This is a genomic window from Bradyrhizobium sp. B120, from assembly GCF_049075665.1.
In the GTDB taxonomy this organism is placed as follows: Bacteria; Pseudomonadota; Alphaproteobacteria; order Rhizobiales; family Xanthobacteraceae; genus Bradyrhizobium.
Genome location: NZ_CP185242.1, coordinates 3,909,227 through 3,926,862, shown reverse-complemented (window position 1 = coordinate 3,926,862; position 17,636 = coordinate 3,909,227). Strand labels below are relative to the sequence as shown.

Below are 17,636 nucleotides of genomic sequence, written 5' to 3'. Positions count from 1 at the left end.
CTTCGCGAATGGCGGTCTCGCGTTGTCACAAACCCACAATATCTCTCGTGCTAACGCACCAATTGCCGGGGGATTTCAGGGACCCGGTGACGATCCAACGCCGCCAAGCGATCCATATTCCGCTTGGGCGGCGTTGTGCTTTCGGAGAGCGCCGGAGATTCAGCCGCGCTTGCGCGCCGATGCCGGCTTTGCGGCCCGTGCACCGGCAGGCCGCGGCGATGCCGCGCGTGTCGCCGTCGCCTTGGATGGCTTTGCGGCCGCCGGCGCGCCCTGCTCGATCGCAGTCCACTTGCTGTCGTCGAGCAATCGCTCGAACAGGCGGTCGCGCTCGGCGTCGGTCAGCGACGACAGGCCGAACAACGAACTCAACAGCAGCCCCCGCGCCGCCGCCCAGCGCAGCAGCGCGAGATCCGGATCGCGCGCCTCGGCCTTCATCAGCGCGACCTTCTTGATGTCGACATCGCGCGGCATCGCCATCAATTCGGGATTCTCGTTCATCGCAGCCAGCAGTGCGAACGCCCCGGCGCGCGGCGTCGAGATCGCTTCCCTGAGCGTTGCGATCTGCGCCGCCAGTTCGGGCTGATCCGTGGTCTGGCGCGCCTGTTCGAGGTAGCGGCTCGAGAACTCCTCGAAATGCGCCATCTGCTGCTCGAGCAGAGCGCGCAGCACCGCTTCCTTGGTGCGGAACTGATGCATCACGCCGCCCTTGCTGAGCCCGCTCTCGCGCGCAATCGCGTCCAGCGTCAGGCGCCCCGGACCATCGCGCGTCACGATGGTGATCGCGGCGTCGAGAGCGGCGTTGCGGGAGCGTTCGGAGCGGGAAGGATTATCCATGGAATTACTCAGGAAGGAGTCGCGTGAGATCACAGTATCTCAGCGGCATCAGTCAATCTCAAGCGCTGGATCGGAGCTCGCCTCGCAGCGCAAACGACGTCCCGGAAAGCCAATGCCGGCTCCGGGTCACACATCACTTCAAGGAATCAATCATCGCGCTACCCGGTCGCTCGCGCACACCAGCTCCCGGTGCCGCGCACCGTTTGCAGCAGGCGGCGGCGCAGGCCGTGAAGGAAGCCGTGAGCCATTCGCCCGATGACCTTCTCTCCCCGGCCACGCCGGCGGGCAACAGATTCCGCGTCGGCATGACTGGCGGCGACGATCGTGCCGTGCCTGTTGCCATCGAGCTTCAGGTCGGTGAGATAAACCAGGCCGCGCGACGTCAGCAGCGCCGCCTGCGCGTCGCTGAAGCGGGTCAACTCATCGCAGATATCAACGGCCTCGTCGTCCACCACGCTCCTCCTGCCGAGGCGGCCTCCGGGAACGAGGCACGCATCTTCATCAGTGTCCATCTTATACAAACCAACCAGATGGTTTGTAAACAGGCGAAATGACGCAATCCGCAAGATCCGGCCCGGACGCATCGGCGTGTCGGATCGGTGCCCTCGCATTCGTCCTCGAAGCATCGATCAGCCAGCACTCGGAGCACACGAGCAATGACACAGCAGAGCCACACGGCAGAAACCGAAGTCAAAACAATCATCGAAGCCTGGGCGGACGCCGTCCGCAGACACGACTATGCGGGCGTCCTCGCCCATCACGATCAGGACATCGTGATGTTCGACGTGCCGCCGCCGTTCCAATCACGCGGACTTGATGAATACAGGAAGACTTGGGATTTGTTCTTCGGCTGTCAGCGTTCCTCATACGCCTTCGATATCGAGGACATCGCGATCACGGCCGGCGATGACGTCGCGTTCGCCGTTGTAGTGATGCGATGCGGCCCGCTCGACGACACTTTCCAGTTCCGGCTCACGATCGGACTGCGCAAAGTTGGTGGCGACTGGCGAATCACGCACGAGCACCATTCGGTGCCGGCGACTGATTAGGATGTAGGTGGGTTAGGCGAAGCCGTAACCCACCGACTTTCAGCGCTGCACGAATGCGGCGGGTTACGCTTCGCTTACCCGCCCTACGCTCTCTTCGCCGTTGCGCGCCAGGCGATGGCGAGCGCGAGCAGCAGCAGCGCGCCGGCCAGATAGAACGGCGCACCGGGCAGCTTCACCGGCACGTTGTCGCCGATGAAGTAGGCGAAGGTCAGCGTGAACAGGAACGGGTCGATCAATTCCGACATGCTCTGCACGCTCGATGTCGCGCCCTGCAACTGGCCTTGTTGATCGGCGGCGACGAGCCGCGTCGTCAGGGCCTGCGTCGCGGCACCCGAGATGCCCCAGAACGCCATTACGGGAATGCCGATCCAGAACAGCTGCCCGGTCGGCGCCGCGCCGAAGATCACGAAGCCCAGGGCGCCGCAGACGAGGCCGAGGAACAACGCGTTGCGCTCGCCGATGCGCTGCACGATCGGGCCGATCGCCGCGCCCTGCACGATCATGCCGCAGAGGCCGACGAGGGCGAGCGTCGCGCCGACGGTGCCGGTGTCCCAGCCATAGCGATAGGTGGCGTAGAGCACGAACACCGAGGGCAGCACGACATGCGCGAGCTGGCCGAAGAACGTCGCCAGCGACAGGCCGGCCAGCGTCCGGTTCGCGCGCAGGAAATGCAGCGCGCCGATCGGGTTCGCGCTCTTCCATTTGAACGGCGCACGCCGCTCGACCGGCAGCGATTCCGGCAGGATGAACAGGCCATAGAGGCCGTTGACGAAGCTCAAACCCGCCGCCGCCCAGAACGGCAGCCGCGGGTCGATCTCGCCGAGCAGGCCGCCCAGCGCCGGTCCCAGGATAAAGCCCGCGCCGAACGCGACGCCGATCTTGCCGAACATCGCAGCGCGCTGCTCCGGCGCAGTGACGTCGGCGATATAGGCGAACACGGTCGAGACGCTCGACGAGGTAATGCCCGAGATCGCCCGCCCGACGAACAGCCAGATCAGGTTCGGCGCCAGCGCCATCAGCACATAGTCCGCGGCAAGGCCGAAATTCGACAGCAGCACCACCGGCCGGCGGCCGAAGCGATCGGACAGCGCGCCCAGGATCGGCGAGCAGACGAACTGCATCAAGGCCCAGATCGAGCCGAACACGCCGAAGATGCGTGCCGCGTTCGCGGTGTCGTTGTTGACGAAGCCCTCGATCAGCTTGGGCAGGATCGGGATGATGATCCCGAGCGCGAGCATGTCGAGCAGCAGCGTGATGAAGATGAAGATCACGGCGCCGCTGCGTGCCTGCGGTACCGACATCGCGTCAGCTCCCGCCTCTCCGCTCACGACGGCCGCTTGCGCTTGTGAGCGAACGGATTGGCCTTCTCGCGCAGCGTGATCCGGATCGGCGTGCCCGGCAGATCGAAGGTCTCGCGCAGCGAGTTGGTGAGGTAGCGCAGATAGGATCTCGGGATCGCGTCGGCGCGCGAGCAGAACAACACGAAGCTCGGCGGGCGCGCCTTGACTTGCGTGATGTAGTTCAGCTTCAGCCGGCGGCCCGAGACGGCCGGCGGCGGGCTGGCCTGGATCGCCTGCTCGAACCAGCGATTGAGCCCCGCAGTCGGCAAGCGCCGGTTCCAGACCGCATAGGCCTCCTGGATCGCAATCATCAGGCGGTCGATGCCCTCGCCCATCAGGCCGGAGACGGCGACGATCGGCGCCCCCTTGACCTGCGGCAGCCAGTGGTCGGCATCGATGCGCAGCTGCGAGATCTGGTTGGGCTTGCGCTCGACGAGGTCCCATTTATTGACCGCGAGCACGATGGCGCGGCCCTCGCGCTCGATCAGGTCGGCGATGCGCAGATCCTGCTCCTCGAACTTGTTCTGCGAGTCCATCATCATCACGACGACTTCGGCGAAGCGCACCGCGCGCAACGCGTCGGCGACCGAGAGCTTCTCCAGCTTCTCCTCGATCCGCGAGCGGCGGCGCAGGCCGGCGGTATCGAACACGCGGAACTGGCGGCCCTGCCAGGTGATCTCGACCGCGATGGAATCGCGCGTGGTGCCGGCCTCGGGGCTGGTCAGCAGCCGCTCCTCGCCGAGCAGATGGTTGATCAGCGTCGACTTGCCGGCGTTGGGCCGGCCGACGATGGCGACCCGGATCGGGCGCTGCGCGGCCTCCTCCTCCGAGATGTCCTCGTCGTCCTCGCCCTCGTCGTCTTCCTCTGGTGTCGCGGGCACCAGCGCGCTCAGCGCCTCGTGGAGGTCGCCCATGCCCTCGCCGTGCTCGGCCGAGATCTGCACGGGATCGCCGAGGCCGAGGGCGTAGGATTCCATCGCGCCGATCTCGCCGTGCTTGCCCTCGGCCTTGTTGGCGACCAGCAGCACCGGCTTGTTGGCCTTGCGGGCGAAGTCGGCGAAGGCGCGATCGGTCGGCGTCAGGCCGACACGGGCGTCGATCACGAACATCAGGGCGTCGGCGAGCGCGATCGCGGTTTCGGTCTGCTCCTGCATCCGCGCCGTCAGCGAGCCCTTGGCGCCCTCATCGAGCCCCGCGGTGTCGATGATGGTGAAGTCGAGATCGTAGAGCCGGGCCTGGCCCTCGCGGCGATCGCGGGTCACGCCGGGCTCGTCGTCCACCAGCGCGAGCTTCTGGCCGACCAGCCTGTTGAACAGCGTCGACTTTCCGACATTGGGCCGGCCGATAATTGCGATGGTAAAAGACATGGATTATCCAGGCGCCGCGGCGTGGCGCGCGTCAATGAATTGAAGCAGGAGCCTAAAGCGCGATGAGATTGGGTGAAATCGTCATCGCGCTTTAGGTTCTAATTTTAGCATGATCTTTCCGGAAAACCGCTTCGCACTTTTCCGGATCGTGCTAGCGGCTAAATCCACCGCTCGGTAGCGGCGCGGGGAACGAGCCGCCGGATTGTTGACTGGTCTGGGTCTGCTGCGCCGGTGCCGCAGGCTGCGCCTGCTGGTCGTCGGCGGGCGGCGCGGTGGTGCGGCGGCGGACGATCTTCTTCGGCTTCGGCTCGGGCGGCAGCGCGGCAGGCGCGCCCTCGTCCGGCGCCGCGGCGTCGGGAGCAGCCGCCTGATCCGCGGCCGGCGCGGCCCGCTTGGAGTGCTTCTTGGCGCCCTTCGGCGGCTCGGGCGGCGGAGCCGGCTGGGCGGCGGCCGCTGCCGCGGCGTTCTGCTGGTCGAGCTGCTCCTGCTGCGAGCCCTTGTACAATTCCTTCGGCACGCCCTGCTCGAGGCCGGGCACGCCTTCCGGAAACACCGGCTTGCGGTCGCCGGCCAGCTTCTTCTTGGTGTCGAGGAAGTCGAGCAGGTCGCTCGGGTCGAAATTGGACATGCCGCCACCGCCGCAGCCGGCCAGCACGCTGCAAAGCGCTGTCAGAACTGCGGCTGCGATCAGGCGTTGTGAGCGGCGCATGGTCGATCTCTCACTCAAACTCGGGTTTCGCGCGCCAAGTCAGCTCTTCGCGACCGGCGGCAACAGCGCCTGCAGCGCTTCGGCGCGCGAACGCAGGCTCGGCGGCGTCTCGCCGTCATTGGCAATCTGGTCGAGCCACTGCCGCGCGGCGGTGGCATCGTTGGCGCGCCAGGCCGACAGCGCCAGCAGCTCGCGCGCGGAGTGGCGAAACGTCGAGTCCTTCGACGTTGCCGTCGCTTCGAGCCGTTGCACCATGTTCGGATAGGTCGTGGTGTCCATCACCATCTGCGCGGCACGAATCCGCGCCAAATCCTGATCGGGTCCGCCGACGCTGCGGTCGGCTGCGATCTCGTCATAGAGTTTCGCGGCGGCCGGCTGATCGCGGGTCGCGACCTCGGCGGCCATGCGCAGCCGCGCCAGATTGCGGTAGCCGGACGGCGCCTTGGTGATCAGGTCGGCAAACGCGGCCTCGGCCTCGGCGTGCTTGTTCTGGTCCGACAGTTCGACGGCGCGGTCGAACGCCGCACCGGCCTCGGCGGCCTTCTTGCCCTCGAGATATTGGTAGCCACGCCAGCCACCGACGCCCGCGACCACCAGGATCGCCAGCGCGATGATGAAAAGCGAGTACTTGTCCCACAGCTTCTTGAGCTGATCGCGACGGACTTCCTCGTCGACTTCGTCAAATAATTCAGACACTTAAGGCTATCCCATCCCCTCGGGACCGCGAATCTCGGTGGAGCGTGGCCCCTACCTGATCCCCACATCGCGGCGGCGTTACCCTAACGGTGTGGCGGAGGCAAGGCAAAGCGAGGCGGATCAAAGCGTTAACCGGGGAAGTTTGCCATGGGCCGGCCTACGCCCCTGGCGGAAGGCTCTCCCTGAGCTGGCGCTTGATCACCTTGCCATTGGCGTTGCGCGGCAGCGGCTCCGATGTCAGGGCCATCGTCTCCGGCACCTTGTAGTCGGAGAGACGCTCGGCGCACCAGGCGCGCAGGCCCTCCGCATTCACCGCCGTGCGGGTCACGATCACGGCGTGGACGCGCTCGCCGAGCACCGGGCACGGTTTTGCGATGATCGCGCTCTCGACCACGGCCGGATGGCTGGCCAGGACGGACTCGACCTCGGCGGAATAGATCTTCAGGCCGCCGCGGTTGATCATGTCCTTCTGGCGGTCGAACACGCGGACGAAGTTGTCGGCATCGACCGAGCCGAGATCGCCGGAATGCCAGAAGCCGGCGGTGAAACTCTCGGCGGTCGCCTGCGGATTGTTCCAGTAGCCCTTGATGACGGACGCGCTGCGGATCCAGAGCTCGCCGATCTCGCCGCGCGGCACCTCGCGGCCATCGGCGCCCATCACGATGATCTCGGCGCCGGGGCACGGCAGGCCGACACTGTCGATATGCGCCGCGGTCAATTCACCCGGCATCAAGGTCGAGGGCGACGTGGTCTCGGTCGCGCCATAGCAATTGGCGAGCTTGAGCCCGGGTATCTTGGCATCGAGCTTTTCGATGGTCGCGACCGGCATCGGCGCGCCGCCGAACCCGCCGATGCGCCAGCTCGACAGGTCGTAGCTGTCGAAATCCGACTGCATCAGGCAGAGATTGTACATCGCCGGCACCATCACGGTGTAGGTGACGCGCTCGCGCGCCGCGACCTTCAGATATTCCGACGCCTTGAACTCCGGCATGATGATCAGCGCACCGGCAGAGCGCGCCATGGTGGTGACGTTGGCGACCGCGCCGGTGACATGCGCGAGCGGCACGGCAGCGATCGAGCGATCGGCCTTGGTCAGCTTCAGGCAGGACGCGAACACCATCGAGGAGTGGATGATGTTGCAATGGGCGAGCATCGCGCCCTTCGGCCGGCCTGTGGTGCCCGAGGTGTAGAGGATCATCGCGGTGTCCTCTTCCCTCACCTCCGCGGGCGCTTGCGCCGGAGCATTGTCGCGCAAGGCAGCGAATTGCGATGCGCCGTCGTCGCTGACCGAGATGCGATGCGCGAGACCGGGAATGTCGGCGGCGTCGGGGATACGGTCGGCAAGCGCGGCCTCATGGACCAGCAGCTTCGCGCCGCAATCGTTCAGCACATAGGCGATCTCGGGCTTCTGCTGGCGCGTCGAGAGCAGCACCGTGACCAGGCCAGCATGGGCGGCGGCGAACATCGTCAGCACGAACTCGATGCGGTTGCCGAGTAGGATCGCGACGCGATCGCCCGGCGCGAGACCGAGCTTTGCAAAGCCCGCCGCGACCTTCGCGGATTGCTCGGCGACCTCACGCCAACTCAGGCGCGTCGCGCCGCAGACCAGCGCCTCGCCGTCGCCGTTCTGCGCGACGGCGTCCGCGATCATCGCCCACAGGCTGGCGGGCCGCTCGGCGAAGACCGGCACGACGCGGTCGCCGAAGCGCGGCTCGAGCCGCATGGGCGGAAGTGCGTGTTGCGACCAGTCCATGCGCGCCTCGTCAGCTCTTCTTCATGCCGTAGACGTGCTCGGGCCCGGGAAAGGCGCGGCTCTTCACGTCGCGCGCATAGCCCGCGATCGCTTCCTCGATCGCGGGGCCGAGATTGCCGTAGCGGCGTACGAATTTCGGCGCACGCGGCGACAGGCCGAGCATGTCCTCCAGCACCAGCACCTGGCCGTCGCAGGCTGCACTGGCGCCGATGCCGATGGTGGGAACGGCGATCGACTGCGTGATCTTGCGCGCCAGCGGCTCGGCGACCGCCTCGACCACGATCGAGAAGGCGCCCGCTTCCGCAATCGCCTTGGCGTCGTTCTCGATCGGCGCCCAATTCTCCTCCTCGCGGCCCTGCGCGCGGAACGAGCCGAGCGTGTTGATCGATTGCGGCGTCAGGCCGATATGGCCCATCACGGGAATGCCGCGCTCGGACAGGAACGCCACCGTCTCCGCCATCCGCGCGCCGCCCTCGAGCTTGACCGCGCCGCACAGCGTCTCCTTCATGATCCGCACCGCCGACCGGAACGCCTGCTCTTTCGATTCCTCGTAGGAGCCAAACGGCATGTCGACCACGACCAGCGCTGCTTGCGAGCCGCGCATCACCGCGCGGCCCTGCAGGATCATCATGTCGAGGGTAACAGGCACCGTGGTCTCGAAGCCGTGCATCACGTTGCCGAGGGAATCGCCGACCAGGATCGCGTCGCAGTGGCGGTCGACCAGTGCCGCGGTGTGCGCGTGATACGACGTCAGCATCACGATCGGTTCGCCATTCTTGCGGGCGCGGAGATCGGGCGCGGTCTTGCGCTTGATGGCGGATTGAACAGACATAGTCAGGCTCCCATGACAGGCACGCCGATCACGACCGGGTGGAACGCAAACGCCAGCGCCAGATAGACGATGACACCGACCGCAATCGCGATCAGGTCGTTGGTCGGGCCGCCCACCGGGATCGGCGGCCCGCCGGCATCCGCGCGGCGCTTCAGTGAAATGCGGTCATAGACCGCCCAGCCGAGAAACGAGCCGAACAGGATGATCGAGCCGAGGTCGCCATTGGCGAGCAGATGCGCGAACGCCCACAGCTTGACGCCCGCCAGCATCGGATGCTTCAGCGTGGTGTAGATGCGGCCGCGGATATAGGCCGCCACCACCAGGATCACGGCCGGCAGCATCAGCGCCACCGCGATGTGCTTGAACGCGGTCGGCGGCGTCCAGACGTCGATCCAGCCGGTCGCGCGGTAGTGGGCGAAGCCCCAGATGATCAGCGCGAGCCCGGCGAATGACACCAGCGAATAGACGCCCTTGTAGGCGCCCTCGCCCATCGCGTTGACGATGCCGGCGCGCAGTTCGCGCAGGCTGGTCAGCACGTGGATGCCGAGGAACAGCACGAGACCCAGGATCATGACGAGCAGTCCCACGATGTTCCTCCCCCAATTGATTGCTGCCTTCGCGTAACATCTTCGCCGGGCGGGACGCAATGCGCCACGCCGGGTCGCGGATCATTGATTGCCGGCCGGCTTGGCCAGCTCGCGATTGTCGACATAGCGGATCATGATCGGGCGGCCGGCCAGCGCGCCGCCGAGCCCGCCGGTGAATTTCAACGGCAGGCAGGCGTCGAGCGAGGCATTGATCGCGTTGAGGTAGGTCGTGCGGGTGTCGGCCGGGATGCCCCGCGTCGAAAACGTCAGCCGCGGCGTGCCGATCATCTCGCCCGAGCGCTTGAAGCTGAAGCGCACCGACATCTGCATGCCCGCGCGCGCGTCGTCCGCCGGCGGCGGCGCCCAGCAGGAACGCAGCGCGGCGAACAGATCGCCGATGGTATCGAGATCATGATCCGGCTTGCGGTACTTCTCGGCCTGGCCCTCGGGCGGCACGGTCAGGATCGTGAGCTGGAGATTTTCGCCGTACGGATAATCCATCTCGGGAAAGCACGGCCCGTGATTGAGCACGCTGCAATAGGACGGGATGCAAGGCCCCTCGTCGAGCACGCTGCAAGGCGTGTGTGCGAACGGCGCTGGGTTGGTCTGCTGCCGCTGCTGTGCAGAGGCAGCGCCCGCGAAGGCAAAGGCCAGCACGGCACAAGCGAGGTAGATGACGACGCGTCGGAGCATGTAGGTGGACCCGGGATGCGCTCCGGGGAAAATGGTACCGCGGCGGGACCGGAGCAAGCGGGGCGGCGTTCAATTCCTTGCGCTCGCCACAACCCCGCTGTCTTCGCCCGGCTCGACCGGGCGATCCAGTATTCCAGAGGCCGCAGTGATCGATCGAGAAGCCGCGGCGTACTGGGTCCCCCGGTCAAGCCGGGGGACGACACTGAGGATGCGGCGCTACGTATTCGGCGCTACGCCTTCTTCTTCACGTCCTTGACGTTGGAGAAGGTGATGCCCTCGGCGCGCTCGCGGGTGTAGCCGAGATAGAACTCGTTCTTGGCCATGAACACGGGATCGCCGTCGACGTCGTCGGCGATGCCGGAATTGTTGGCGGCGACGAAGGCCTCCAGCTTCTTGCGGTCGTCGGACGAGATCCAGCGCGCCAGCGAGAATTCAGAGATCTCGAACTCGACCGGCAGCGAATATTCCGCATCCAGCCGCGCCTTCAGCACGTCGAGCTGCAGCGGACCGACCACGCCGACCAGCGCCGGCGCGCCGTCGCGCGGACGGAACACCTGCACGACGCCCTCCTCCGACATCTGCTGCAACGCTTCCTTCAACTTCTTCGCCTTCATCGCATCGGTGAGGCGGACGCGGCGGACGATTTCCGGCGCGAAGCTCGGCACGCCGACGAAGGTCAGATCCTCGCCCTCGGTCAGGGTGTCGCCGATCCGCAAGGTGCCGTGGTTGGGAATGCCGACGACGTCGCCGGCAAAGGCCTCGTCCGCCACCGAGCGATCCTGCGCGAAGAAGAATTGCGGGCTCGACAGGCTCATGTTCTTGCCGGTTCGGACCAGCTTGGCCTTCATGCCGCGGCTGAGCTTGCCCGAGCACAGCCGGGCGAAGGCGATGCGGTCGCGGTGGTTCGGATCCATGTTGGCCTGGATCTTGAACACGAAGGCGCTCATGCGCGGCTCCGCCGCCTCGACCTTGCGCAGATCGGAATCCTGCGCGCGCGGCGCCGGCGCGAACTTGCCGAGCCCCTCGAGCAAGTCGCCGACGCCGAAATTGCGCAGCGCGCTGCCGAAATAGACCGGCGTCAGATGGCCCTCGCGAAATGCCGCGAGCTCGAACGGCTTGCAGGCTTCCGAGGCCAGCGCGAGCTCATCCCTGACCTCGGCGACGTCGAGATTGGGGTTGCGCTTGCCGAGATCGGCGATGTCGATCTGCTCGGTGGCGCCGGTCTTGGCGCCGCCGCCCTCGAGCAGCCGCACGCCGCCATTGACGACGTCGTAGGTGCCGAGGAAGTCGCGGCCGCGGCCGACCGGCCAGGTCATCGGCGTGGTGTCGAGCGCCAGCGTCTTCTCGATCTCGTCGAGAAGCTCGAACGTGTCGCGGCTCTCGCGGTCCATCTTGTTGATGAAGGTGATGATCGGGATGTCGCGCAACCGGCACACCTCGAACAGTTTTCGGGTGCGCGCCTCGATGCCCTTGGCAGCGTCGATCACCATGACAGCGGAATCGACCGCGGTCAGCGTGCGGTAAGTATCTTCCGAAAAGTCCTCGTGGCCCGGCGTGTCCAGGAGGTTGAACACGAGGTCGTTGAACTCGAAGGTCATCACCGAGGTGACGACCGAGATGCCGCGCTCGCGCTCGATCTTCATCCAGTCCGAGCGCGTGTTGCGCCGCTCACCCTTGGCCTTGACCTGGCCCGCGAGGTTGATGGCGCCGCCGAACAGCAGCAGCTTTTCCGTCAGCGTGGTCTTGCCGGCGTCCGGGTGCGAGATGATCGCAAAGGTGCGCCGCCTCGCCACTTCCTCTGAAAGCAGCGAGCGGGACGGCGATTCGGTCGAAACAGCGGTATCAGACATGGCGGGGCAGCGTTTGGCAGGGAAAACGGGCGCAATCAAGGGCGTTTTGTCGCAATGCGGGATGGCCGCACCACCCACATATAGGCACTGGAAGGACGACCTTCTCCTCACCATACCATCTGCGGGGACGACCCTGCCTTATCCGGAGGGTTCGTTATGGCTTGGGCCATTCTGTTCACCGCAGGCCTGCTCGAGATCGGCTGGGCGATCGGGCTGAAATATACCGAGGGTTTTTCGCGGCTGGTGCCGTCGGTGCTGACGCTGGCGGCGATGGCCGGCAGCATCATCCTGCTCGGCATCGCGCTGAAGACGCTGCCGATTGGAACCGCCTATGCGGTCTGGACCGGGATCGGCGCGGTCGGCACCGCGGCGCTCGGCATCATCCTGCTCGGCGAACCCGCGACCGCGATGCGGCTGGCCAGCATCGGGCTGATCGTGTCCGGCATCGTCGGGCTGAAGCTCGTGGCGTGAGGACGTATCGGCTCACGGACCTGCCTGGACGGTTTCTTGGGCGGCTTTCGCCATCTCGGCGTCCACATCAGGTTTGATGCGCGCCGCGACCGCTCGCAGCCAATCAAGGAACGCTGGCTGGCCCTTGTCGATCGCCATGCCGATCGAGACCGGCAGCTCCTCGCTCGCCAGGCAGTCCTTCGGCACCGACGCAAGCCCGGGCACCTTCCTCTGCAGGTCGCGGAAGAAGAACTTGTCGATCGGCGCCACGTCGGCGCGGTGCGCCAGAACCTCGACCGTCGCGAGGTCGGTGAGGTTCCCGGGAACGCCGTCGCGCGCGGCCCGGACAAGCCGCTTCTGCAGCCAAGCTCCTTGTGGTGTGCCGACGATGAAACCGATCGTCACCGGGGATTGATCGAGATCGTCGAGCCGGGCGGCCGCCGCCACCCTGGGATTGTCGGCCAGACCGAACACGCAGTGCGCCGAGGCAGAGTAAGGGATCATGTCCGCGACGGCCTCGCGCTCCGGCGTCACCAGGAGCGGAGCGATGGAGACGTCGACCGCGCCACTCGCCAGGATCGAGACCTTGTCGTCGGAAGTGACGGGCGTCGTCTCGATCCTGACGCCAAGCCGGCGGGCATATTCCTCGGCCAATCGCCAGGCAGGGCCATGGAAAGGCGCGGCGTCGGCCGAGGAGCTCTTGATCAGCCAGGGAAACTCGTCAAGCACCGCGACCCGCAGCGTCCCTCGTTGCCGGATCGCATCGATCCGGCTGCTCGCGCCGGGCGGCGGCGCGGGGATGTCGGCGGCGCGGCCCGTCGCCGGTATTGCGACCAGCAAGGCGGCCAGCAGTGTACTTGTCCAGGATGCCATGCGAGCGCTCCATGTCGTTCAAGGTGATCAGGGTCGGTCGGCTTCACGCTCTACGTGCATAGGCGTAACGGTGCGCAAGCCAGACCGTGCCGGCGCCGTCAGACAGGATGAAGTGCTGGTTCTTGACGTCGCGGTCAGGCCCGTCGCGGGTGACAACGGTGTTCATGCGGAGCATCTGCCCCGCTACATCGGACCCGCCGCCAGCGATCGCGAAGGAATCGTGGGCGAGCACCACGCTCTTCCCGTCGCCGCGATCGAAACTGTAGGCGGGCATGATGCCAACTGGCGCCCGCATCTCGATCGACACGTATTTCCACCGGCCTTCGACGCGTTGGAAGCTCAGATAGTCAATGCGCTTGATGTCCCGGCTCGACGTGTCCGACGCCGGACGGATGACCTCCTGAAGGTAGGCCCCGATCATGCGGCGCTCGGCGACGAGCCCGGTGGTGGTGACTGGATCGCCGCCCGGTTTGTCCCACACCGTCTCCGTGACATCCCACAAACCTGCGCATGCCGCCATGGCAGCGTTTTCCGGCCCGAGCTCGTTCAGGCGTTGGGCGGCGGGGACCGCGGACAAGGCCGCGTTGCCAAGCTCGAGCTGCGCCGAACCGCCCGCCTTGGCTGCCGGCGTCTGCGCGGCGGCCGGATCGGAGATGAACATCGAGCCGAGCACGGCTCCAACGAAATGACGACGTTCAAGCATGATGATGTTTCCATGTCGGCCTGCGCGGCCTCGGGCGGGCCGGCCGAGCGCGCGCCGCGCTCAGGCCGGCTGTGCCGCGTAGTAGCTGATTTCCCAGTCAATGAGGCCCGGATGCTCCCAGCGGGGATAGGCGGAGACGATGTCCGGCTTGGCCTCGCGAAGGATCGCGTCGGCGGCCTTTCCCGCTTGCCGCAACGCCCTGACCCTTCGGCTCACGCTATCGATGTGGGACGCGAGACCGAGGGCGATGTCGATCGTGCCGGGATCGCCATGGCCGGGCACGATCAAGTCGGGATCGAACCGTTGCAAGTTGCTCAGGACCTGCATCCAGCGTGCTCCATCGAGATCGGTGTCCAGCGGCGGAAACCACGGAAAGATCGGGAACATGCGTTCCTCGATCAGGTCGCCTGCGAACAGGATCCGCTCTTTGGGCAGAAAGACGATCTGGTCACCGCGCGTATGCGCCGTACCAACGCTGTGCAGCTCCACGATCCGGCCGCCGAGATCGACCTCCGTTCGCGGTCCGTCGTAGATGACATCGGGCATGACGATGGTCGTCCCATCAAGGGCCGCTGCCGCGGCGGCACTCTGCGTCTTCCGGAAAAGTTCGATGTAGCGCGCGCCCTTCTCCGCCAGCTCGTCACGCTGGATGCGGTTGTACAGGATCGTGGCGTCGCGCCGGAACACCTGCGCGCCGTAGCCGTGCTCCGGATGAAAATGCGTAAGGGTCAGCATCAGCCGGCGCGGACCGGCAAGTCTACGGGCAAGCTCCAGGACCTTCTCGCCGTTCGCAGGCCCGAGCCCGCAATCGACCACCAGGGCCGCGACCTTGCCGACAATGATGCCGATGTTCGGCACGAGCCAAACGCGGTTATCCGACACAACCCACACGCCGTCCGCGACCTCCTTCGGATTGGACGTATCGACCGTCGGCGGACGAGGATCAGCCACTTGCGCAGTGGCGCACTTCGATCCGGTGCCCAGAAACGCAAGCGCTCCTGCTGCCGCAGCAAACGCGCGACGCGACATCAATGTGCGCATTGAACCGCTTTCCACCAACTCCTCGTGACGACGGTTAAGCCGGCGACGCGAATGTGCCCGGACTGTTCGGCGTCGCCTGCCAGTCAGGCGTGCGCACCCCCGCCGCTTCGGCCAGCGCTCGGCGAACGCCGGCGGCGTCATAATCCTTCAAGTATCCGGGTGAGCCGGGCTGCTGGCGCCAGGACTGCTCGATCGTGCCGGCGTCGACCGCATCAAATCCGATCTCTTCGACAAGCCGCATGACCGTCGCTTTGGCTTGTGCATCGTCGCCCGCGACCGCCAGCGCGACCCGGCCGACACCTCCAGCAGGCCTGCCCTTGTTCAGCAGGTGCCCGGCGATGATTGAGTTGAACGCCTTGACAACTGGGCGCCCGAGCTGTCGCTGGACCCAGCCGCTTTCGGTCATTCCCGCCTCGAGCTGCTCGATGCGGCCATCCCGCTGCCGCGGATAATAGTTGCTTGTGTCGATAACGATCAGGTTGGCGGGCGCATCCGCAAATAGGTCCGACGGGAGTTCGCTGACGCGTCGCATCGGCACCGCCACCACCACGATCTCACTTCCCCGCACCACCTCCGCAATCGTCGCGGGCCGAGCACCGGTCTCCCGAGCCAGGTCCGCAAGCGAATCCGGCCCGCGCGAGTTGGCGATGGCGACCTCGTGCCCGGCTTTGCTGAACAGCTTCGTCAGCGCACCGCCGATATTGCCGGATCCGATAATCCCGATTTTGGTCATGACAACGGTCTTTCTCGCATTGGCCCCCAAGGACCAGTCGCAACCTACCTATTGGCTTTCAATTCGGGTATAAACAGCGCTCCGCACAAGGGTGTCACTACCAGGAGTAGGGAATGGATCGCCTCGCCAGCATGGCGGCCTTCGTCAAGGCGGCGGAGGTCGGTTCCTTCGCTGCGGCCGCCAGCGCTCTGCGCATGTCGCCGCAGATGATCGCCAAGCACGTGACATGGCTGGAAACCCGGCTGGGCACGCGCCTGCTCAACCGCACGACTCGCCGCCAGAGCCTGACGGACATCGGCAAGGCGTACTACGACCGCTGCAAGCTGGTATTGGCGGATGCCGACTGGGCGGATTCCCTCGCCGACGAGGCAAGGGGAGCTCCCCGCGGGCGCCTGCGGGTCAATGCGCCGTTGTCGTTTGGCGCACAAAGCCTGACGCCGGTCATCGCACGCTACTTGAGGCAGTACCCCAGGGTGGAGGTCGATCTTGTGCTCAGCGATCGCTTCGTTGACTTGGTCGAGGAGGAGTTCGAGGCGGTGTTCCGTATCGGCCCGCTCGCGGACTCCAGCTTCATGGCTCGCGAGCTTGCGCCTTTTCGTCTCGTCACCTGTGCATCACCCGACTACCTGCGCGAAAGAGGTGTTCCTGCAACGCCGTTCGATCTCGATGCACACGAGTGCCTGGCGTATGCGTCGACTTCCGGGCCGATTGCCAATACCTGGCGCTTCGTGCGCGACGAGGAAACCTACACGGTCGAGGTCAAGCATCGCTTGCTGGTGAATGACGCCAAGGCGCTCCTCGTCGCCGCCTTGAACGGGTTCGGCATCGCATTCATCGCCGAGGATCTGGCGCGCGAAGGCTTGCGCTCCGGACATCTCACCAAAGTGCTGCCTGACTACGAACCGCCGTCACGTCCCATTCACGTGATCTACCATCCCGACCGCCAGCAGACTCCGAAGCTGAAAAGCTTCATTTCCGCCGTGGTCAGCGAGTTGGGCTAATATTGTTCCTGCATGTGCGCGTCGGCAACCGCGATAGCCCGTCGGCTGATTGCTTATTTTGGACGCGTTTTCTTGACGCGAACCGGCTTCCACTTCGCTCGAAAACGCTACTTCAGAACCTGCACCGCCCAATAGGTCGCAGCGGCGACCGCGGCCGAGGCCGGGATCGTGATCACCCAAGCGTAGACGATCGAGCTCGCCACGTTCCAGCGCACGGCGGACAGCCGGCGCGCGGCGCCGACGCCGACGATGGCGCCGGTGATGGTGTGGGTGGTCGATACCGGCACCCCGAGATAGGTCGCGATGAACAGCGTGGCGGCGCCGCCGGTCTCGGCGCAAAAGCCCTGCATCGGCGTCAGCTTGGTGATCCGCAGCCCCATGGTGCGCACGATCCGCCAGCCGCCCATCAGCGTGCCCAGCGCCATCGCACTCTGGCAGGCCAGCACCACCCAGAACGGAATTTCGAAGGTGTCGCCGAGATGGCCCTGCGAGTAGAGCAGCACGGCGATGATGCCCATGGTCTTCTGCGCGTCGTTGCCGCCATGGCCGAGCGAATAGAGCGATGCCGAGGCGAATTGCAGGATCCGGAAGGCGCGATCGACCGCGAACGGCGTCGAGCGCACCGAGAGCCAGGACACGATCGCAACCAGCACCAGCGCCAGCAGGAAGCCGACCAGCGGCGACAGCACGATGGCGAGCAAGGTCTTGGTCAGCCCGCTCCACACCGCCGCCGAAATACCCGCCTTCGCCATGCCGGCGCCGACCAGGCCGCCGATCAGCGCATGCGAGCTCGACGAGGGAATGCCGAGCGCCCAGGTGATCACGTTCCACACGATCGCGCCGACCAGCGCGGCGAAGATCACGGTGGCGTCCACCACCGACGGCTCGATGATCCCGGTGCCGATGGTGTTGGCGACGTGCAGGCCGAACACCGCGAAGGCGATGAAGTTGAAGAATGCCGCCCAAAACACCGCATATTGCGGCCGCAGCACGCGGGTCGAGACGATGGTCGCAATCGAGTTCGCGGCATCGTGCAGGCCGTTCAGGAAGTCGAACAGCAGCGCGACCGCGATCAGGATGGTCAGGACCGGAAGACCCAGCGTGGCGTCCACGTGATGGCCCCGA

General features: G+C 65.9%; 19 protein-coding genes. 3 read left to right on the top strand and 16 right to left on the bottom strand.

The window, feature by feature from the left end:
* Nucleotides 1-159 precede the first annotated feature (159 nt).
* Both ACOIX3_RS17725 and ACOIX3_RS17720 read right to left on the bottom strand, forming a co-directional pair.
* Nucleotides 160-834, bottom strand: a complete 675-nt coding sequence (locus tag ACOIX3_RS17725; RefSeq protein WP_420971123.1) for a TetR/AcrR family transcriptional regulator — start codon at nucleotides 832-834, stop codon at nucleotides 160-162.
* 158 nt (nucleotides 835-992) lie between these two features.
* Nucleotides 993-1,286 (bottom strand): hypothetical protein, encoded by a 294-nt coding sequence (locus ACOIX3_RS17720; protein WP_420971122.1) that lies wholly within the window; start codon nucleotides 1,284-1,286, stop codon nucleotides 993-995.
* A 204-nt stretch (nucleotides 1,287-1,490) separates the two neighbouring features.
* Here ACOIX3_RS17720 and ACOIX3_RS17715 point away from each other — a divergent pair, with 204 nt between their 5' ends.
* Nucleotides 1,491-1,883 carry a YybH family protein gene (locus tag ACOIX3_RS17715; protein ID WP_420971121.1) on the top strand — a complete coding sequence of 131 codons (393 nt, stop codon included), beginning with the start codon at nucleotides 1,491-1,493 and terminating at the stop codon, nucleotides 1,881-1,883.
* 83 nt (nucleotides 1,884-1,966) lie between these two features.
* On the opposite strand, the gene ACOIX3_RS17710 is transcribed toward ACOIX3_RS17715, so the two are convergent.
* From ACOIX3_RS17710 to ACOIX3_RS17670, 9 genes are all read right to left on the bottom strand, one after another.
* Nucleotides 1,967-3,184: a TCR/Tet family MFS transporter gene (locus tag ACOIX3_RS17710; RefSeq protein ID WP_420971120.1), complete on the bottom strand. Its 1,218-nt coding sequence runs from the start codon at nucleotides 3,182-3,184 to the stop codon at nucleotides 1,967-1,969.
* A 23-nt stretch (nucleotides 3,185-3,207) separates the two neighbouring features.
* The gene (gene der / locus ACOIX3_RS17705) at nucleotides 3,208-4,590 is read right to left on the bottom strand and encodes a ribosome biogenesis GTPase Der (protein WP_420971119.1); all 1,383 of its coding nucleotides are present in this window, start codon (nucleotides 4,588-4,590) and stop codon (nucleotides 3,208-3,210) included.
* Between the two features lie 151 nt (nucleotides 4,591-4,741).
* On the bottom strand, nucleotides 4,742-5,299 hold the full coding sequence (locus tag ACOIX3_RS17700; protein ID WP_420971118.1) for a hypothetical protein: 558 nt from the start codon (nucleotides 5,297-5,299) through the stop codon (nucleotides 4,742-4,744).
* A 39-nt stretch (nucleotides 5,300-5,338) separates the two neighbouring features.
* Complete coding sequence (locus tag ACOIX3_RS17695; RefSeq protein ID WP_420971117.1) at nucleotides 5,339-5,995, bottom strand: tetratricopeptide repeat protein; 657 nt, start codon at nucleotides 5,993-5,995, stop codon at nucleotides 5,339-5,341.
* A 157-nt stretch (nucleotides 5,996-6,152) separates the two neighbouring features.
* Entirely contained in the window at nucleotides 6,153-7,748 is a 1,596-nt protein-coding gene (locus ACOIX3_RS17690) for a class I adenylate-forming enzyme family protein (RefSeq protein ID WP_420971116.1), read from the bottom strand.
* A 10-nt stretch (nucleotides 7,749-7,758) separates the two neighbouring features.
* Nucleotides 7,759-8,580, bottom strand: coding sequence for a 3-methyl-2-oxobutanoate hydroxymethyltransferase (gene panB / locus ACOIX3_RS17685; RefSeq protein WP_420971115.1), 822 nt, complete (start codon nucleotides 8,578-8,580; stop codon nucleotides 7,759-7,761).
* 2 nt (nucleotides 8,581-8,582) lie between these two features.
* Entirely contained in the window at nucleotides 8,583-9,167 is a 585-nt protein-coding gene (locus ACOIX3_RS17680; protein WP_420971114.1) for an NnrU family protein, read from the bottom strand.
* A gap of 81 nt (nucleotides 9,168-9,248) precedes the next feature.
* Nucleotides 9,249-9,860 (bottom strand): hypothetical protein, encoded by a 612-nt coding sequence (locus ACOIX3_RS17675; protein ID WP_420971113.1) that lies wholly within the window; start codon nucleotides 9,858-9,860, stop codon nucleotides 9,249-9,251.
* Nucleotides 9,861-10,090: 230 nt separating this feature from the next.
* Nucleotides 10,091-11,710, bottom strand: a complete 1,620-nt coding sequence (locus tag ACOIX3_RS17670; RefSeq protein ID WP_420971112.1) for a peptide chain release factor 3 — start codon at nucleotides 11,708-11,710, stop codon at nucleotides 10,091-10,093.
* A gap of 156 nt (nucleotides 11,711-11,866) precedes the next feature.
* Here ACOIX3_RS17670 and sugE point away from each other — a divergent pair, with 156 nt between their 5' ends.
* A complete protein-coding gene (sugE, locus tag ACOIX3_RS17665; protein WP_420971111.1) occupies nucleotides 11,867-12,181 on the top strand; it encodes a quaternary ammonium compound efflux SMR transporter SugE in 315 nt (104 codons plus the stop codon).
* Nucleotides 12,182-12,193: 12 nt separating this feature from the next.
* Here sugE and ACOIX3_RS17660 read toward each other — a convergent pair whose 3' ends face one another.
* From ACOIX3_RS17660 to ACOIX3_RS17645, 4 genes are read right to left on the bottom strand one after another with little or no spacing between them, the layout of a single operon-like run.
* Nucleotides 12,194-13,033, bottom strand: coding sequence for a substrate-binding periplasmic protein (locus ACOIX3_RS17660; protein ID WP_420971110.1), 840 nt, complete (start codon nucleotides 13,031-13,033; stop codon nucleotides 12,194-12,196).
* 43 nt (nucleotides 13,034-13,076) lie between these two features.
* Entirely contained in the window at nucleotides 13,077-13,736 is a 660-nt protein-coding gene (locus ACOIX3_RS17655; protein ID WP_420971109.1) for a hypothetical protein, read from the bottom strand.
* Nucleotides 13,737-13,796: 60 nt separating this feature from the next.
* Nucleotides 13,797-14,777, bottom strand: a complete 981-nt coding sequence (locus ACOIX3_RS17650; protein WP_420971108.1) for an MBL fold metallo-hydrolase — start codon at nucleotides 14,775-14,777, stop codon at nucleotides 13,797-13,799.
* A gap of 34 nt (nucleotides 14,778-14,811) precedes the next feature.
* Nucleotides 14,812-15,510 (bottom strand): NADPH-dependent F420 reductase, encoded by a 699-nt coding sequence (locus ACOIX3_RS17645; protein ID WP_420971106.1) that lies wholly within the window; start codon nucleotides 15,508-15,510, stop codon nucleotides 14,812-14,814.
* 113 nt (nucleotides 15,511-15,623) lie between these two features.
* On the opposite strand from ACOIX3_RS17645, the gene ACOIX3_RS17640 reads away from it, so the two are divergent.
* Nucleotides 15,624-16,511: a LysR family transcriptional regulator gene (locus tag ACOIX3_RS17640; RefSeq protein WP_420971105.1), complete on the top strand. Its 888-nt coding sequence runs from the start codon at nucleotides 15,624-15,626 to the stop codon at nucleotides 16,509-16,511.
* 107 nt (nucleotides 16,512-16,618) lie between these two features.
* Here the strand turns inward: ACOIX3_RS17640 and ACOIX3_RS17635 are convergent, their stop codons facing one another.
* The gene (locus tag ACOIX3_RS17635; RefSeq protein WP_420971104.1) at nucleotides 16,619-17,623 is read right to left on the bottom strand and encodes an inorganic phosphate transporter; all 1,005 of its coding nucleotides are present in this window, start codon (nucleotides 17,621-17,623) and stop codon (nucleotides 16,619-16,621) included.
* Nucleotides 17,624-17,636 lie beyond the last annotated feature (13 nt).

Excerpts from the sequence above, each read along its gene's own strand:
- ACOIX3_RS17655 (WP_420971109.1), bottom strand. The coding sequence starts at position 13,736 with ATGCTTGAACGTCGTCATTTCGTTGGAGCCGTGCTCGGCTCGATGTTC.
- ACOIX3_RS17700 (WP_420971118.1), bottom strand. The coding sequence starts at position 5,299 with ATGCGCCGCTCACAACGCCTGATCGCAGCCGCAGTTCTGACAGCGCTT.
- ACOIX3_RS17725 (WP_420971123.1), bottom strand. The coding sequence starts at position 834 with ATGGATAATCCTTCCCGCTCCGAACGCTCCCGCAACGCCGCTCTCGAC.
- ACOIX3_RS17715 (WP_420971121.1), top strand. The coding sequence starts at position 1,491 with ATGACACAGCAGAGCCACACGGCAGAAACCGAAGTCAAAACAATCATC.
- ACOIX3_RS17710 (WP_420971120.1), bottom strand. The coding sequence starts at position 3,184 with ATGTCGGTACCGCAGGCACGCAGCGGCGCCGTGATCTTCATCTTCATC.
- ACOIX3_RS17690 (WP_420971116.1), bottom strand. The coding sequence starts at position 7,748 with ATGGACTGGTCGCAACACGCACTTCCGCCCATGCGGCTCGAGCCGCGC.
- ACOIX3_RS17640 (WP_420971105.1), top strand. The coding sequence starts at position 15,624 with ATGGATCGCCTCGCCAGCATGGCGGCCTTCGTCAAGGCGGCGGAGGTC.
- ACOIX3_RS17650 (WP_420971108.1), bottom strand. The coding sequence starts at position 14,777 with ATGCGCACATTGATGTCGCGTCGCGCGTTTGCTGCGGCAGCAGGAGCG.
- ACOIX3_RS17645 (WP_420971106.1), bottom strand. The coding sequence starts at position 15,510 with ATGACCAAAATCGGGATTATCGGATCCGGCAATATCGGCGGTGCGCTG.
- ACOIX3_RS17670 (WP_420971112.1), bottom strand. The coding sequence starts at position 11,710 with ATGTCTGATACCGCTGTTTCGACCGAATCGCCGTCCCGCTCGCTGCTT.
- der (WP_420971119.1), bottom strand. The coding sequence starts at position 4,590 with ATGTCTTTTACCATCGCAATTATCGGCCGGCCCAATGTCGGAAAGTCG.
- ACOIX3_RS17675 (WP_420971113.1), bottom strand. The coding sequence starts at position 9,860 with ATGCTCCGACGCGTCGTCATCTACCTCGCTTGTGCCGTGCTGGCCTTT.
- ACOIX3_RS17660 (WP_420971110.1), bottom strand. The coding sequence starts at position 13,033 with ATGGCATCCTGGACAAGTACACTGCTGGCCGCCTTGCTGGTCGCAATA.
- panB (WP_420971115.1), bottom strand. The coding sequence starts at position 8,580 with ATGTCTGTTCAATCCGCCATCAAGCGCAAGACCGCGCCCGATCTCCGC.
- sugE (WP_420971111.1), top strand. The coding sequence starts at position 11,867 with ATGGCTTGGGCCATTCTGTTCACCGCAGGCCTGCTCGAGATCGGCTGG.